This window comes from Gluconobacter sp. Dm-74 (assembly GCF_018256135.1).
Taxonomy (GTDB): domain Bacteria; phylum Pseudomonadota; class Alphaproteobacteria; order Acetobacterales; family Acetobacteraceae; genus Gluconobacter; species Gluconobacter cadivus.
The window spans coordinates 362,518-377,632 of record NZ_JAERLX010000003.1; the positions used below are offsets into that span (position 1 = coordinate 362,518).

Consider the following 15,115-nt stretch of genomic DNA (forward strand, 5'->3'; position numbering starts at 1 on the left):
GATTATTCCATGCCCCTCTCAAGCAGATCCAGCAAGAGCCCGGCGCGTTCGTCCAGCGTCATGGCTTCCAGCAGGGACTGTTTTTCCACCGGTGTGAACGGTACAAGCATCGGCAGGACAACCAGCAGCGTCTCATCGTCCATATCCTCGATCAGCGGCCAACTTGCCTGAAGGTCACGGGATTCGAGATAGGTTTTCAGACCCTCCAGCAGCAGATCGCGATTGATCGGCATTGGATCTTCTTCGACCAGATCGGCGACGAATGGGGTGGCATCGATGATGCCTTCGCGCCATCCGTTCTCTGTCGGGGTTTCGCGGATCAGGCGGAAGCGGGAAATTCCGAGCAGGGTGACGGTGAAGGTGCCATCCGTATGTTCGGCAAATTCCGTGATGCGGCCCAGCGTTCCGGTCCGATAGAGGAGGGGGTGCTCGTCCGTATCGGGGTCCATGAGGGGCTGGATGACGCCGATCATCCTGCGTCCGGCCAGCGCATCTTCCAACAGCGCCACATAGGGCGCTTCAAAGACCAGCAGCGGCAGATGGCCGCCGGGCAGTAGTAACGCGCCTGACAACGGAAACAGGCCGACGCGGGGCGGGATATCGGCCAGCGTCAGTTCCGTCAGGGGCGGAGCGCGCCGGGCGGGCTCGTTCGATACGTCGTCAGGCGGGAGATCGGGGGTTTCGGTCATCGGCTCACGAAAACAGAAGGGAAGAGAGTTTGCGTCTTGCGGCCAGCGTAGCAGGGTCTGTGTGTCCCCACGCCTCGAAAAAGCGCAGAAGCTCCGTTTTTGCTGCGCCGTCGTTCCAGTCCCGGTCGGCACGGAGAATATCCAGCAGCGTATCGGCGGCCTGTGCGCGCTGACCCGCTCCATTAAGAGCGGCGGCCAGTTTAAGGCGCAGATCGAAATCATCGGGTGCCGCGACGCTTTGCTGGCGCAACGTGTCGAGTTCCGAGACGGCTTTGGCGCCTTCCACATGTAGCGCCAGCGCGGCACGGGCGCCTGTGATTTCCGGATGGGTGTCCAGCTTGGCCGGAACCTGCGAGGAGGCATCTTCGGCGGCTTCCGGCTCGTTCAGGGCAATCAGGGCGCGGATCATGCCGCCCCAGCCTTCGGGGCTTTCCGGCTCTGCTTCCAGAAGCTGCGAAAACAGACCAGCCGCCTGATCCGCGTGGCCATCTGACAGTGCCTGACGTGCGGCTGTCAGAATTTCAGTCGCAGGCATGACGTCTCCGGCAAGTTTGAGCAGAGACTCCACAAAGCGGCGGATTTCGCTTTCCGGCTGGGCACCCTGAAAAAGATCCAGCACCTGTCCTTTCCAGAACGCCACGACGACGGGAATGGACTGAAGCGGCAGGCCGAGCTGTTCGAGCTGTGCGGCAAGGGCCTTGTTGGCTTCCACGTCCACCTTAACGAGTTTGACCCGCCCTCCGGCGGCGCGGACGATTTTTTCCAGAACAGGCGTCAGCTGTCTGCATGGGCCGCACCACGGCGCCCAGAAATCGACCAGAACCGGAATCGTGCTGCTGGCGTCGACCACGTCCGCCATGAAGCTGGACTGATCGGCGTCGATGATGGTGGCGGTTGCGCCTGCCGGGGGTGTTTTGGGGGATTGGCCGATAATGTGTTCGTCGAATGTGCTGCTCATGGGGGCGGGGACCGTTCGCTGGGAAAACAATTTCCCTGAAAGATCGGATGTGTGTGCCTGTGGTGCAAGTCCACACCCTGTCGGAGAGGGCGGGAAGCAGATATTGCATCAGAATCGAAAAATCCCTCTTGCGCGGTTCTGCTGATTCAGCCATAAGCCCCTCCACGGAGTGCGGGTGTAGCTCAGGGGTAGAGCACAACCTTGCCAAGGTTGGGGTCGTGGGTTCGAATCCCATCACCCGCTCCAGTGAAAAAAAGGCACCTTCGGGTGCCTTTTTTCGTTTCTGCACTCTGTCGCCAAAGTGGTGTTGGGATGGCCTCTTCTTCTCTTGCGCCGGGGCTCTGATTCGGCCATAAGCCCCTCCACGGAGTGCGGGCGTAGCTCAGGGGTAGAGCACAACCTTGCCAAGGTTGGGGTCGTGGGTTCGAATCCCATCGCCCGCTCCAGAAAAATCCAGCATATTGAAGTGATCAACCAGTCCCTTCCGCGTTGCGGGCGGGGAATTTCCGCTGCGTTTTCGAACACTGTTCGCAACTCAGGATGGTCTGGAAAAACGCCGTGCGGGCAGGCGGTTTATCCGGGAAGCCGCCTGTTGAGATCGTGCTTCCCGGACGAAGTGTTGTTCAGAAGAACTGGATGTGGCTTTTGAAGCCAAGCATTGCGGCGTCCTTGAGGGCTTTCTGTGCACCCGGACGGAAGTAATACTGGAAGTCAGGCGCAAAGGTGACGCCGCGCATCACATGGATGCGGTATGTGGCTTCCAGAACTTCGCCGAATGTCTGCGGTGTCAGGGAGCCTGCCATGAGCGGCACGCCGTACAGGGCCTGAAGCCGTTCCGTTGCGGTCGCGTTTTTGGAAACGCGGACATAGGAGAAGTTGATACCGATCGTATCCAGCGGGCGTGAGGCCCAGAATCCGGTATCGATCAGGCCCGCGAAATATTGCTGGCCACGAAGCTGGGTGCGCGGGCTGTTGGCGTACATACCGCCCAGCAGGATCAGGCCAGCATCGGCATTGCCCTTGACGTGATGGCGCAGCACCATCTGATCGGCCAGAACCCAGGCAGACCATGAATAGTTCACGGTCCGGGCGGGCAGGCCGCTGATGACATAGGGCTGCCCGTTCATGTCATAGTAGTTGTCCTTGTGGGGCGCGTTGTCGATGGCGTAGCCAACTTTGTAGTGACCGGGCAGCTTGTCTTTGCCGAACAGCGGTTCCCACCCGGCTTCGACCGGGATTGCTTCGCCGTGGATGTCACCGCCATTGAACTTGAAGCCCGTACGGTATTGCACGTTGCCGTAAATTCCGGCTTGCGCGAAATAAACGCCAGTCTGGATATAGGTGCTGACGGTTGGCCGGGTCCGGGCGCGGAAAGCCCAGCCCGCATCCGGGTAGGACGAATGGGTCGTGTTGTCTGACGATGCCTTCGGGTTTCCGCAGAACGCATTGTTTTGGAAGGTGCAATACAGCGGGTTGGACGAGAAATCGTTCAGGAACGGGATACGCCCGGCCGCAAGGTCCACGCGGCCCTTGGCGATTGTCTCTTCAGCATAGGCATAGACGAGATGGACGACCACGTTGCCGCCTGCGCCGTAGATTTCGGAGCTGGGGTTGAGGTTATCGCCAAACATGCGGCTGCCGGGGATACCGTACCGGCCCACGACAAGTGCATGGGTCGAGAAGCCGCGGACATTGGCGAGCTTTTCCCAGTCGATATCGTTCTCAAGGCTGTACTGGCCAGCATTGCTGCTGCCCTGTTTCAGGCCATAGCCCGGTGTCGGGCTGGTGATGGCGCCGGAAAACTCGTTGGTGGTGTCCATCGTTAACGCGATGCCGCGATCGCGCAGCCAGGTATTCCAGCCGAACGGGTTCGTCAGAAGAGCTTCGGGTTTTGGAAGGGGAGGAACCCATTCATTGCCGAAATAGATCTGGTTCAGAGGCGTGTTGACTCGCTCGCTGGGGAGTTCCGAGTTTTCGGACGGCCAGATGACGGGCGGAATTCCCTGCTGCGGGGCTGTGACCTTGATCTGTGTGACTTTTGCGTCCGGGCTATAGGCCTGAAAGGTCGAGAGCGTCCGGTCTGAAGCGGATCCCGTGCTGGGTGTTGAGGAGGTCCCTGAGGTGTTCTGGGTCCCAGCACTCTGGGCCATGACGCAGGACGGAAGAATTGTGGCCAGGCAGAAAGCTGCGTGGAGATGAACTCGAGACAATCCGCTGATTCCTTGGAAAAGCAGGTTAGCGTCTCAGAGATAACATATATTTACCGTTAAAGAACATAATATAATGTTACTTATATCATAAATTCCCACAAATATATGTGATATCGAACAAAAACCCCCTGCCTCCGGTGGGGAAGCAGGGGGTTTTGAAAGCATACCCGTCAGGGTGTCCGTCGGGGGCACGCTATGGGCGTTCCTCCGACGGAAGCCGGGGGCTTACTTGGCGGCTTCGACCGAAGCCATGATCACTTCGCCTGCGGCGGCCTTGTCAGCCCAGCCCGTGACCTTGACCCACTTGTTGGGTTCCAGATCCTTGTAGCGCTCGAAGAAATGCGTGATCGCCTTCTTCGTGATTTCCGGCAGGTCGTCCACGGAATGGACGTTCGTGAACTGCGGGTGGACCTTGTCGTGCGGGACGCAGATGATCTTTTCGTCCTGTCCGCTTTCGTCTTCCATCTTCAGCATGCCGATCGGGCGCGCACGGATCACGGCACCCGGCACGATGGCGGACGGCGTCAGGACAAGAGCGTCAGCCGGATCGCCATCGGCGGCCAGCGTGCCCGGAATGAAGCCGTAAGCAGCCGGATAGGCCATCGGCGTGAAGAGGAAACGGTCAACGACGAGGGCGCCACTGTCCTTGTCCACTTCGTACTTCACCTGCGATCCCTGCGGGATTTCGATGACGACGTTGATGTCGTTGGGCAGGTCTTTGCCGGGCGAGATCTTGGAAACGTCCATGATGTTCATGTCCTGAACTGTTTGGAGAGGCGGGGATATTACCGGCGCCTGTGGCCCGTGCCCAGAGCGGAAAGGAGGGAAGTCCGGTCTGACGGCGGGAAGCGGGTATAAAAAAACTCCCCGTGCCGTGTGGCAGGGGAGTTTTTGTGAAAATCCGGGTCCTGCGGGCAGGGCTCAGAGCATCGGCTGTGCGGCCTTGACGGCGGCGTGACAGGCGGCGCGGCGGTCGTCTTCGTTCGTGTAGGCCACGAGATAGAAGCGCTTGCCGTTGCTGTCGAAGTAACCGGCAGTGCCGAGCGCGTAGTCGAAATTGCCGACTGTCTGTTCGGTGGCCTTGTACTTCTCGCTCAGCCCGTAAAGAACCGGGTTGCCTTCGTCATAGGACACATACTGCTGCTCGACGCAGTAGTTCATGATGCCAGCGAGATTGGCGGGCGAAACGCCCGTGAAGTCCTTGCCGGGCGTACCCTGAACGGCCGGCGGGGGCGGGGGGGACTGTTCCTGTGCCATGGCGGCCTGGGAAGCCAGACCGAGCCCGAGGGCGAGGCCGAGGACGGGCACGATACGACGAAACATCACGGTATCCTTAGTTCTGAAACCCAGTAGGTCTTAAACCTGTCGTCCGCGGTATCCCGCGGCTGAAAACGAACAATTCCCCCGTTTCCCGGAAAAGGGAAGTGTGTTTCAGAACATTTCTTCGTGATCGGTTCGTGAGAATTGTGTCAGCCAGTCGATTCCAGTTCCTCGGAGCGGACGGACGGGTCCAGATACGGGCTGTTCGCGTCGAAGAAAACGCGGTTCGTGTCCAGTTCTGTGGCGATGACGTCCAGACTGGTCAGGGCGGCGATCAGGATGAAGCGTTCGCGGGGGCGGGACTCGTTGCGCTCGCATGTGCGCAAGTGCAGGATCGCGAGCTTTGTCGCCCGCAGGGTACGGCCGTAATGGCCGTGATAGCGTCCGCTGAAATGGCTCATGCGCCCCATGACGAGGGAAAGCGCCTTGCTGGCCTCCCCGACAAGCCGCGTATCGCGGCGGATGGCCTGAAGGCGCAGAAGATTGAGCATGACGCGCATGCCCGACAGAATTCCTGTCAGATAGGCCTGAATAACGGGCGAGGGCGTTGAGCCCGAATTGGTCATGAGCCGCACGAAGCGGTCCACATTGCGCGAGACCACGCTGTCCACCGTTTCGCGGGCACTGCCGTCCGCGATCCGATGCAGGTCACGCAGGATGTTTTCGCGCATGGTCCAGCGTTGATGGGCGGGGTCGTAGGGCAGGAAAACGCGGTACATCCACGAGGCGTAGAGCAGGCCCAGAACAAGCGGCATGGCCGTGTTGAAATAGGTAATTTCGTCGGTTTTGGCCTGATTGGACGGGCCGATCAGAATGGGCAGGAACAGGTTGTACGATACGGCCGGGAGGGTCAGGGGCGGGTAGGCAAAAGCCAGACCGCCAATCATCATCGCAAGGCCCGACCACATGCCCAGCATTTCAAACGTCGTCGATTTGCCCATCAGGGCCAGATTGAGGATGCCCGCTGCGACGACCGCACAGCAGGCTCCGCGCAGGAACGCCTGCGTGGCCAGTGCCGGGCGCTCCAGTGTCGAGAACAGGCTGCACACGATGCAGACGAACATGATGAAGGTCAGTCCGCTGGGCCAGGCGGTGCAGATCCAGATGAGGCCCGCTCCGAAGACCGTGACGGAGGAGCGCAGGCTGTTGGTAATGGCCTGTTGCCAGTCGCGGTAGGAGCGGATCGGCGCATGGAAATGGTCGTGCGCTTCGGGGTGTCGGCTGGCCTCGAACTGGCTTAACGCCATGCGGAGTGCGTCGATCAGTTCGACGAGAGCCTGCTGAAGCATGCCGTGGCGCAGGACGGCTTCGCGCGCGGCATCATCCGGCTGAGCGGTGTTGAAATCAATCACCACCTTTTGGCGGCATTGGCGGCGCAGGGCCAGCAGATCGGCAAGAAGGACGCTCATGGGCTCCGTCCCATCCAGTCGGGCGGGGAGTTTGAGAAACACGTCCCGGATGGCCTCGGCTTCCTGATGGAACATGTCGTCCTGACTGAGCGGCAGGCGCATGAGGGTCGCCAGATCGAGGGCGCGGGCGAGGAGGACGGCGATATCCGCCAGCGCCGCGCGGGCATGGTCTCCGGCATGATCGCGGCGGCCCAGTTCGACTTCCGCGAACTCCACCTGATCGCCGAGCGTCGTGATCTGGGTGAAGATACCCTGCACGTTCTGCATGCCCCCTTCCTTGCCGATCAGAATGTCCGCGATGGCGGTCAGGGCGGGTTTGAGCGTGTCTTCGAACGTGCTGGCGAGTTGATGGCGCGTGCGTTTGGTCAGGCCGAGCTGGAACAGCCCGGAAATCGAGGCTTCCAGCACGATGCCCAGCAGAATGTAGGTGGCGCGCGCCATGGCGATGGCGAAGATGTGGTGCGGGTCTGCGATACCATCGAGGGAGACGATGGCGTAGGTGAAGCCCGAAGCCCGCATACCGTGGATGCGGTAGTTCGTCATGGATGCCGGACCGGGCATGAACGTGCCGATCATGCAGAACGCGCCGATTCCGCCTGCCAGCAGGAGAATGAACATCAGCGGCGACTGCGGAAAAGAGGCGACCAGTATGATTCCGCTGATGACGCCGACCACCATGCCGAACAGGTGCCATTTGGCTTTCGCGAGGCTGCGTCCGCGTGTGCCCTGTGCGACCATCCAGACGGTCAGCGCGGCCCATTGTGGGCTGCCAAGCTCCATTCGCAGCGCGATTCCGAGTGCGAGAAGCGACGTGAACGTCGTCCGGAGCGCATATCCGGCCATGACCGGATCGGGAGCGTAGAGCCAGCGCAGTTTGCGGATAAGCGCGACCGGCCCGGTCTGTATCATGTCTGCGGGGTACTACTGGGTATTTTCGCGATATTTGCAGGCATCGGACATCCCTTCGGGCAATACGGACCAGTGAGGCCATCTCGCAACGGCAGCAAAGGTCGCCTGAACGGCCTTTAGGGAACGGGAAGGCGTGACACACTAACTTAAAAAGACACATTCCACCATGTCAGCCCTTGCAAAAAGACCCGAGTTGGGCGATTGCGGACTGCACCCGCGCGCCTGTAGCTCAATTGGTTAGAGCCGGCCGCTCATAACGGCTTGGTTGGGGGTTCGAGTCCCTCCGGGCGCACGGTGTGCCGATCTGATCTGCGTGGAACGGATGTGTTCCGCGTCTTCCCCGCCCATCCACCGATTGAGGAGACCTCCCATGGCCGCCTACCAGTACGTCTATGTCATGAAGGACCTTACGAAGGCCTATCCGGGTGGGCGCGAAGTCTTCAAGGGCATCACGCTGTCCTTCCTGCCGGGTGTGAAGATCGGTGTGCTGGGTGTGAACGGCGCGGGTAAGTCCACGCTGCTCAAGGTCATGGCGGGCATTGAAAAGGAATATGGCGGCGAGGCCTGGGCTGCCGAGGGCGTCCGCATTGGCTATCTCGAACAGGAGCCCAAGCTCGACGAGAGCATGACGGTCGGCGAGAACGTCGCGCAGGGCTTCGGGGATCTGAAAAAGGCGGTGGACCGCTTCAACGAGATTTCGATGAAGTTCGCCGAGCCGATGTCGGACGACGAAATGACCGCGCTGCTCGCAGAGCAGGCCGATCTTCAGGAAAAGATCGACGCTGGCGACGGCTGGGAACTGGACCGCAAGCTGGAAATCGCGCTCGATGCGCTGCGTTGCCCGCCCGCCGACAGCCCGGTCACGAAGCTTTCGGGTGGTGAACGCCGCCGCGTGGCGCTGTGCCGTCTGCTGCTCGAAAAGCCCGATATCCTGCTGCTTGACGAACCGACCAACCATCTTGACGCCGAAAGCGTGAGCTGGCTCGAAAAGACGCTGCGGGACTATCAGGGCACCGTCATGGTCATCACCCATGACCGTTACTTCCTCGACAACGTCACGAACTGGATTCTCGAACTCGAGCGTGGTCGTGGCTATCCGTTCGAAGGCAACTACTCGTCCTGGCTCGTTCAGAAGCGCAAGCGTCTGGCGCAGGAAGAGAAGGAAGAAAGCTCCCGTCAGCGTGCTCTTGCTGCCGAGCAGGAATGGATTTCCAGCTCGCCCAAGGCCCGTCAGGCCAAGAGCAAGGCGCGTATCACGAAGTATGAGGAAATGCTGGCCGCCAATGCTGAAAAGGCAGGCGGCACGGCGGATATCGTAATTACGCCGGGCCCGCGTCTGGGTGGCACGGTCATTGAAGCCGAAAATCTCAGCAAGGGCTTTGGCGATCGTCTGCTGATCGACAATCTCAGCTTCAAGCTGCCGCCGGGTGGCATCGTGGGCGTGATCGGACCGAACGGTGCGGGTAAGTCCACGCTGTTCAAAATGATCACGGGTGATGATGCGCCGGATGGCGGGTCGCTCAAGATCGGCGATACGGTGAAGCTGGGATACGTCGATCAGTCCCGCAACACGCTCGATGATAACAAGACGGTCTGGGAAGAAATTTCCGGCGGTACGGACGTCATCCAGCTTGGTAAGCGCACGGTGCCGTCGCGGGCCTATGTGGGCGCATTCAACTTCAAGGGTGCGGATCAGCAGAAGCGCGTGGGCATTCTGTCGGGTGGTGAGCGCAACCGCGTCCATCTCGCGAAGATGCTCAAGCAGGACAGCAACGTCATCCTGCTCGACGAACCGACCAACGATCTTGACGTCGATACGCTGCGTGCCCTCGAAGACGCTCTGGCGGAGTTTGCCGGTTGCGCCGTGATCATCACCCATGATCGCTGGTTTCTTGACCGTCTGGCCACGCATATCCTCGCGTTCGAGGGCGACAGCCATGTCGAGTGGTTCGAGGGCAACTTCCAGGACTACGAAGCTGACAAGCGCCGTCGTCTGGGCCCGGATGCAACCGAGCCGGGTCGCATCAAGTATCGTCCGCTGGCCCGCTGATCCGGCGTTTTCCCTTCAGTGGACGGGACACCCCTGTCCGCTGAAGGTTTCTGCTGATGGTCTGGGGAGAGCTGCGTGCTGGGGCGTGAAATCCGAACCGCCCGTCTTGTCCTGACTCCGGTCAACTGGCCGGATCTTGAAGACATGATCAAGCTCAAGGGCGATGCCGGTGCCTTCGCCAAAATGTTGGGCGGCGTACGCAACCGGACCATGACCGAACAGGAAATGGCGGAAGACGTCAGTTTCTGGGCACGGTGCGGTGTGGGAATTTTTGCTATTCGCGAAAATGGCCGCTTCGTCGGCATTACCGGCGTACACGAACGCCCTGACGGGCGTGGCCTTGGCCTGAGATTTTCCATTTTTCCATGGGCTGCCGGGCGCGGCATTGCCCGCGAAGCCGCGGCCGCGGCCCTGCGCTATGTGCTGGATACGGGCGAAAAGCGTATCGTGGCCGTGGCTAGGGAAGACAATCTGGCGTCTCGCACAGTGCTCGGCAGTCTGGGACTGCGTCATACGGCCACTTTCGACCGCGATGGCGATACGATGTTTCTCTACGAAATCACGGCGGACTGACGGTCTATTCGCAACAGCAGGAGCCGCCCATGACGGGCGGCCCTGCCTGATGTCTTACTTGTGGGCTGAGAGCTGTCGTTCGAGAGCGGCGTTCAGGGCGTCGACGTCGCCGTTGTGGCGCGCGAGATAGGAGCTGTAGTCGCCGCGCTGGTTCATGCGCAGGCTGGCACCCTCGCCATACATGTCCATGACCTTGGGCGGGTTACCGCCGATGACCAGCTGCATGTTGACTTCCGGCTGGCCCGGACGGTCGATCAGCGCATTGACGCGTTCGCCTTCTGGCGTGGTCGTCGTGGATGTGACGCGGAAGCTCACGCCCTGATAGCTGCCGATCTGGTCCGTGATGGTGTTGACCAAGACCTGATCGAACAGGGAGAGGTACTTGTCACGCTGGGCCTGCGTTGCGGTCCGCCAGTATTTGCCGAGGCAGTAGCGGCCAATCCCGGCGATATCGACATTCTCCTTGAGCAGGGGAAGAACTTCCTTCTTCTTCTGCTCAAGCGGCTCCTTGGAGTTGACCACGCCTGCCAGACGGCCCCCGAAAGAGTTTACGAAGTCCGTCGCCGGGTTGGCGTGTGCAGCTCCGGTGGCGACGGCGAGGGAGACAACGGCCCCGAGAATGGTGCGGCGCGAAAATACGTTGAACATGTCGTTGTCCTCAGTTGTACCAGTCGGGGGTCGTGGCGCGGTCGTCGTTCTTGATCGTGTCGATCTGGCTCTGGCGGTTCTGCTGCCATGCACTCCGGATATAGGAGTACGGGTCCAGACTGTCCTGTTCGACATGGTCGATCTGGTCGATGGAGCTGGCATAGCCTTCCATGGTCCCGGCCACGTTGTAAGCCCAGTTGAAGGTTAGCAGATCATAGCCGCGCGGCACATAGTTGATCGGCGTCAGGCCCTGGCCGATGCCGTAACCGGCACCATCACGGAAATTGGACGGACCGACGAACGGGATGAACAGGTAAGGCCCGCTCGCCACGCCCCAAGTGCCCATTGTCAGGCCCGGATCGGTTTCATGCTGGTTGTAGCCGACAAGTCCTGCGACATCGAAGAAACCACCAACGCCTGCGCTCATGTTGATTGCAAAGCGCATGAAGGCATCGCCCGCGCGGCGCGGCTTGCCTGCACCAACGTCGGAAAAGAAGACCGCAGGCTCGCGCCAGGTTTCGTTGATGTTCGCAATGGAGTGACGCACGGGCTTGGGAATGGCCCAGATCCATGCCTTGCCGACCGGACGCAGGACCTTGTGATAGGCCCACATCTGGACGTTGTACATCTTGCGGTTCAGGGGCTCGTAGGGATCGTTTGCGGCCTTGTAATCCGCGAGATCATCCGGATCTGTCGGGGGCGGCTGGCGGAGTGAGCCACAGGCGCCCAGTGCCAGCAGGGCGAGCGTACCTGCAAGAGCTCTGCTGCGACGTGACACACGGCGTGAGCGCGTCTCCCGGATTGCGTTGTCGTCCTGCCGAAAGTCCATAACCATCCCCAAAATACCCTTCCCGGCCCAGTGCTCACGAAGAAGTCACCGGAAAACGGAAATTTTCGTAATCCGTTCCCTGAAGGACTCCATGAACCCCGATCGGCCACGCGCCGTCCGTCGCGGAAAACTGCGGAGGGGCGTAGTCATAACGTATCCTCCGATAGCGTGCATCCCTGTATGTCTGCAAATGCTGCTCGTTTGAAGAGGCCAGATGCTTTAACGATCCAGATGCTTTCCGGCTGCTTTCGGGCCTTTGACCCTTCGAGATTTTTGGGATCAGTGTGGCCTCAACTCAACACCCGGGAGGTTTCCAATGTCCAGATTCTTCGGCTCGAAGGGTACGTTTCTCGCCACTGTCGCAGCTCTGGCCCTGAGTGCCGGTGTGGCGCAGGCGCACCCCACCGTGGCCAATCAGCCCTGGGGCAACACGCCGGATGGCAAGCCCGTGCGGATCGTGACCCTGAAGAACGGTTTCGGCACCACGGCCCGCATCATCACCTATGGCGGCATCATCCAGTCCGTCGAGACGCCGGACCGCGAAGGACATGTTCAGGACGTGGTTCTCGGGTTCGACAATCTGAAGGGCTATACGGTTGATAGCGCGAAGGGCGGTCTGTTCTTCGGCGCCATCATCGGTCGTTACGCGAACCGTCTCGCCGGCGGCAGCTTTCCCGTGGACGGCAAGATCTATCACACGGACGTGACGGCTCCGCCGAATGCGTTGCATGGCGGCAAGAAGGGCTTCGACAAGAACGTCTGGACGATCGAGAAGACCGGCACCAACGACAATGGCGCGTATGTGACGCTCAAGCTGGTCAGCCCGGACGGCGATCAGGGCTTTCCGGGCAAGCTGACGACGCATGTGACCTATACGCTGGGCACGGACAACGCCCTGTCGTTGCATTATGTCGCCACGACCGATGCGCCGACGGTTCTGAACCTGACGAATCACAGCTACTGGAATCTGAACGGCGAGGGTTCGGGCTCCATTGAGCCGGAAATTCTTCAGATCAACGCCGATGGCTTCACGCCGACCGACGCAACATCCATCCCGACTGGCCAGATCGCGCCTGTTGCCGGGACGCCGCTCGATTTCAGCAAGCCGACCGTCATCGGTGATCGTCTGCGCAGCAACGATCAGCAGATGATGTATGCGCGTGGTTATGACATGAACTGGGTCGTCAACGGGCCGTCCGGTCAGGCGCCGCGTCTGGCGGGTAAGGTTTATGATCCGCGTTCGGGCCGCAGCATGGAAATCCTGACGAACCAGCCGGGGCTTCAGGTCTATACGTCCAACTCGCTGGATGGCGGTTATGCCGGGGTGTCCGGTCATGCCTATCGTCAGGGCGATGCGATTGCGTTCGAGGCCGAGCATTATCCCGACAGCCCGAACCATCCGTCTTTCCCGACGACTGAACTCAAGCCGGGTCAGACGTTCGATTACACGACGATTTTCAAGTTCTCGAACAAGTAAGAGACATCAGGGTCCGGGGCGCAGGCTCCGGACCCTGAGTGCTTTATGCCGGGCGGGGTGTGGTGCCCACGATCCGCGCCGGATTGCCGACGGCGGTGGAATAGGCCGGGATATCTTCCAGAACCACCGAAGCCGCGCCGATCCGGGCATATTCCCCGATCACGAGACGCCCGAGGATTCTGGCGCCTGCGCCGATCATGGCCCCGCGCCGCACGATGGGGTGACGGTTGCCGCTCAGTTTGCCTGTGCCGCCCAGCGTGACATCCTGAAACAGCGAGACGTCATCTTCTACGATGCAGGTTTCGCCAATGACGATGCCTGTTCCGTGGTCGATGCTCAGCCGCCGTCCGAGACGGGCCGCGGGGTGAATATCGATGGCGAAAAGCTCGTTGATCCGGCTCTGGAAATGATGGGCCAGATGCTGACGGCCCCGCGTCCAGAGATGATGCGAGATCCGGTAGGCCTGAAGCGCCTGCCATCCCTTGAAGAACAGGAAGGGCGTGACGAGGTCCGGGCAGGCCGGGTCGCGGTCATAGGTTGCGAGAATATCGGCGGCGGCCGCTTCGGCGATGTCGGGATCGGCGCTCAGGATTGAAGCGACGAGCCGGGTGATACTTGTCGCCGGGATGGAGCGATCCGCGAGTTTCGTGCCCAGCAGGGACGCCAGCGCGGATGCAAAATCCGGATGGTCTCCGATATTGGTGGAAAACACGTCCTGAATCAGCGGGTCATGGCAACTGCAGGCCTGCGACTGCATGTCCTGCCAGAAGGCTGTGAGGTCCGATGTTCTTTCGAAGGGCGTTTCGATGATGGCTTCCGTCATACGCCCATGGCCTTTCGGACGAAGGCCCGGCGCAGGGCGGGGAAGCGCTGGACGCCCGCGATGCCGATGTCGCGCAGGCGACGCAGGACCGGATTGTCGTTGCCGAACAGGCGTTCGAGCGCGTCCGTGGCGGCCAGCATTGCCATGTTGCCGGGGCGGGTGTTGCGCTGATAGCGGACGAGAAGCTCGCGGCTGCCCATGTCTTTGCGCGTGCGATGCGCCTCGATCAGTAGGTCTGCGAGCGAAATCACGTCCCGGAAGCCGATGTTCAGGCCCTGTCCTGCGATCGGATGGATGCCGTGCGCGGCGTCCCCGGCCAGAGCGAGGCGCGGGCCGATATAGCTGTGGGCGTATTGCGCGGAGAGCGGATAGATCCAGCGACGGCCGGTCGGGGTAATCTCGCCCAGATCCTCGTCCGCCATGCGGGCCTTGATTTCGCGCGCGAAAATCTCGTCCGGCAGGGCATGGAAACGCTGGGCGCGGCCTTCGCCTTCGGCCCAGACGATGGCGGACCGGTGCGGGTGTTCGGCGGTGCCGGGCATGGGCAGGCGTGCAAACGGACCTTCCGGCAGGAAATGTTCGAGCGCCACGCCATGATGCGGCTTTTCATGCGCGATCGTCGCGACGATGCCATACTCGTTATACGGAATTTTGGTCAGGCCGATCCGCGCCTGACGGCGAAGCGGGGAACGGCGTCCTTCCGCAGCGACGGCCAGTTTTGCCGTCACGGTGTTGCCTGAGACCAGACGGATGGAGACATGATCCGGATGGAACGTGAAGGTTCCCAGATCCGGCGCGTGCACATCAAGCGTGTCGTACTGCTTCAGCGTCTGGTTGATCGCAAGCCGCAGGTCCCGCGCCTCGACCATCCAGCCGAAGCTCTGGCCTTCGGGGGCGTCTTCCGGGCCGAAATGCAATGTCAGCGGGGAGGGGGCCTCATGCGGGCGTCCGTCCGCAACACGGATTTCGTGGATCGGCTGGGCTACATTGGGCAGATTGTCCCAGATGCCTGCGTCCGCCAGCATCCGGCGGGAGCCTTCTGCAATGGCATAGGCCCGCCCGTCCAGAGCAGGATCTTCCATGCCGGGCAGGGCATTGCGGTCGATGAGCAGGACGCGCACGCCCTCTGCCGCCAGACGACACGCCAGCGTAGCGCCCACAGGGCCGGCGCCGTTGATGCAGAGGTCGTAATGGGTTTTTTTCATCGTACTCATCTCCCT

13 protein-coding genes, 3 tRNA genes and 1 pseudogene are annotated in these 15,115 nt (G+C 60.9%); 6 read left to right on the plus strand and 11 right to left on the minus strand.

The window, feature by feature from the left end; genetic code table 11:
- Nucleotides 1–2: 2 nt before the first annotated feature.
- The 3 genes and pseudogenes from JK208_RS07195 to JK208_RS16200 form a co-directional block, all read right to left on the minus strand.
- Nucleotides 3–689 carry an LON peptidase substrate-binding domain-containing protein gene (locus JK208_RS07195; RefSeq protein WP_211575160.1) on the minus strand — a complete coding sequence of 229 codons (687 nt, stop codon included), beginning with the start codon at nt 687–689 and terminating at the stop codon, nt 3–5.
- Between the two features lie 4 nt (nt 690–693).
- Nucleotides 694–1,224 (minus strand): tetratricopeptide repeat protein, encoded by a 531-nt coding sequence (locus JK208_RS16195; RefSeq protein WP_408872103.1) that lies wholly within the window; start codon nt 1,222–1,224, stop codon nt 694–696.
- An 87-nt stretch (nt 1,225–1,311) separates the two neighbouring features.
- A pseudogene (locus tag JK208_RS16200) lies at nt 1,312–1,536 on the minus strand (thioredoxin family protein); the annotation flags it as partial.
- Nucleotides 1,537–1,818: 282 nt separating this feature from the next.
- On the opposite strand from JK208_RS16200, the gene JK208_RS07205 reads away from it, so the two are divergent.
- Nucleotides 1,819–1,893: transfer RNA gene (locus tag JK208_RS07205), tRNA-Gly, on the plus strand.
- Nucleotides 1,894–2,018: 125 nt separating this feature from the next.
- Nucleotides 2,019–2,093, plus strand: a tRNA-Gly gene (locus JK208_RS07210).
- Nucleotides 2,094–2,270: 177 nt separating this feature from the next.
- On the opposite strand, the gene JK208_RS07215 is transcribed toward JK208_RS07210, so the two are convergent.
- From JK208_RS07215 to JK208_RS07230, 4 genes are all read right to left on the minus strand, one after another.
- Nucleotides 2,271–3,857 carry a carbohydrate porin gene (locus tag JK208_RS07215; RefSeq protein ID WP_194266942.1) on the minus strand — a complete coding sequence of 529 codons (1,587 nt, stop codon included), beginning with the start codon at nt 3,855–3,857 and terminating at the stop codon, nt 2,271–2,273.
- A 225-nt stretch (nt 3,858–4,082) separates the two neighbouring features.
- Nucleotides 4,083–4,604, minus strand: coding sequence for an inorganic diphosphatase (gene ppa / locus JK208_RS07220; protein ID WP_211575162.1), 522 nt, complete (start codon nt 4,602–4,604; stop codon nt 4,083–4,085).
- 174 nt (nt 4,605–4,778) lie between these two features.
- Nucleotides 4,779–5,180, minus strand: coding sequence for an alcohol dehydrogenase subunit III (gene adhS / locus JK208_RS07225; RefSeq protein ID WP_011252329.1), 402 nt, complete (start codon nt 5,178–5,180; stop codon nt 4,779–4,781).
- 146 nt (nt 5,181–5,326) lie between these two features.
- Nucleotides 5,327–7,495 (minus strand): FUSC family protein, encoded by a 2,169-nt coding sequence (locus JK208_RS07230; RefSeq protein WP_211575163.1) that lies wholly within the window; start codon nt 7,493–7,495, stop codon nt 5,327–5,329.
- 218 nt (nt 7,496–7,713) lie between these two features.
- Between JK208_RS07230 and JK208_RS07235 the strand changes: the two genes are divergently transcribed.
- From JK208_RS07235 to JK208_RS07245, 3 genes are all read left to right on the plus strand, one after another.
- A tRNA-Ile gene (locus JK208_RS07235) sits at nt 7,714–7,787 on the plus strand.
- A gap of 78 nt (nt 7,788–7,865) precedes the next feature.
- Nucleotides 7,866–9,545, plus strand: coding sequence for an energy-dependent translational throttle protein EttA (gene ettA, locus JK208_RS07240; RefSeq protein ID WP_099285702.1), 1,680 nt, complete (start codon nt 7,866–7,868; stop codon nt 9,543–9,545).
- 75 nt (nt 9,546–9,620) lie between these two features.
- Nucleotides 9,621–10,118: a GNAT family N-acetyltransferase gene (locus tag JK208_RS07245; protein WP_194261219.1), complete on the plus strand. Its 498-nt coding sequence runs from the start codon at nt 9,621–9,623 to the stop codon at nt 10,116–10,118.
- A 54-nt stretch (nt 10,119–10,172) separates the two neighbouring features.
- Here JK208_RS07245 and JK208_RS07250 read toward each other — a convergent pair whose 3' ends face one another.
- Complete coding sequence (locus tag JK208_RS07250; protein WP_194261220.1) at nt 10,173–10,766, minus strand: phospholipid-binding protein MlaC; 594 nt, start codon at nt 10,764–10,766, stop codon at nt 10,173–10,175.
- Nucleotides 10,767–10,776: 10 nt separating this feature from the next.
- On the minus strand, nt 10,777–11,595 hold the full coding sequence (locus tag JK208_RS07255; RefSeq protein ID WP_211575164.1) for a VacJ family lipoprotein: 819 nt from the start codon (nt 11,593–11,595) through the stop codon (nt 10,777–10,779).
- A 316-nt stretch (nt 11,596–11,911) separates the two neighbouring features.
- Here JK208_RS07255 and JK208_RS07260 point away from each other — a divergent pair, with 316 nt between their 5' ends.
- Nucleotides 11,912–13,072: an aldose epimerase family protein gene (locus tag JK208_RS07260; protein ID WP_211575165.1), complete on the plus strand. Its 1,161-nt coding sequence runs from the start codon at nt 11,912–11,914 to the stop codon at nt 13,070–13,072.
- Nucleotides 13,073–13,115: 43 nt separating this feature from the next.
- Here JK208_RS07260 and cysE read toward each other — a convergent pair whose 3' ends face one another.
- Together cysE and JK208_RS07270 are read right to left on the minus strand one after the other, a co-directional pair.
- Nucleotides 13,116–13,895, minus strand: coding sequence for a serine O-acetyltransferase (cysE, locus tag JK208_RS07265; RefSeq protein ID WP_211575166.1), 780 nt, complete (start codon nt 13,893–13,895; stop codon nt 13,116–13,118).
- On the minus strand, nt 13,892–15,109 hold the full coding sequence (locus JK208_RS07270) for a UbiH/UbiF/VisC/COQ6 family ubiquinone biosynthesis hydroxylase (protein ID WP_211575167.1): 1,218 nt from the start codon (nt 15,107–15,109) through the stop codon (nt 13,892–13,894). Before JK208_RS07270 ends, cysE begins: the two co-directional genes overlap by 4 nt.
- Nucleotides 15,110–15,115 lie beyond the last annotated feature (6 nt).

Bases quoted from the DNA above. Each gene is read 5' to 3' on its own strand.
- adhS (WP_011252329.1), bottom strand. From the start codon at position 5,180: ATGTTTCGTCGTATCGTGCCCGTCCTCGGCCTCGCCCTCGGGCTCGGT.
- JK208_RS07230 (WP_211575163.1), bottom strand. From the start codon at position 7,495: ATGATACAGACCGGGCCGGTCGCGCTTATCCGCAAACTGCGCTGGCTC.
- JK208_RS07250 (WP_194261220.1), bottom strand. From the start codon at position 10,766: ATGTTCAACGTATTTTCGCGCCGCACCATTCTCGGGGCCGTTGTCTCC.
- JK208_RS07255 (WP_211575164.1), bottom strand. From the start codon at position 11,595: ATGGACTTTCGGCAGGACGACAACGCAATCCGGGAGACGCGCTCACGC.
- cysE (WP_211575166.1), bottom strand. From the start codon at position 13,895: ATGACGGAAGCCATCATCGAAACGCCCTTCGAAAGAACATCGGACCTC.
- ppa (WP_211575162.1), bottom strand. From the start codon at position 4,604: ATGGACGTTTCCAAGATCTCGCCCGGCAAAGACCTGCCCAACGACATC.
- JK208_RS16195 (WP_408872103.1), bottom strand. From the start codon at position 1,224: ATGCCTGCGACTGAAATTCTGACAGCCGCACGTCAGGCACTGTCAGAT.
- JK208_RS07195 (WP_211575160.1), bottom strand. From the start codon at position 689: ATGACCGAAACCCCCGATCTCCCGCCTGACGACGTATCGAACGAGCCC.
- JK208_RS07260 (WP_211575165.1), top strand. From the start codon at position 11,912: ATGTCCAGATTCTTCGGCTCGAAGGGTACGTTTCTCGCCACTGTCGCA.
- JK208_RS07270 (WP_211575167.1), bottom strand. From the start codon at position 15,109: ATGAGTACGATGAAAAAAACCCATTACGACCTCTGCATCAACGGCGCC.
- ettA (WP_099285702.1), top strand. From the start codon at position 7,866: ATGGCCGCCTACCAGTACGTCTATGTCATGAAGGACCTTACGAAGGCC.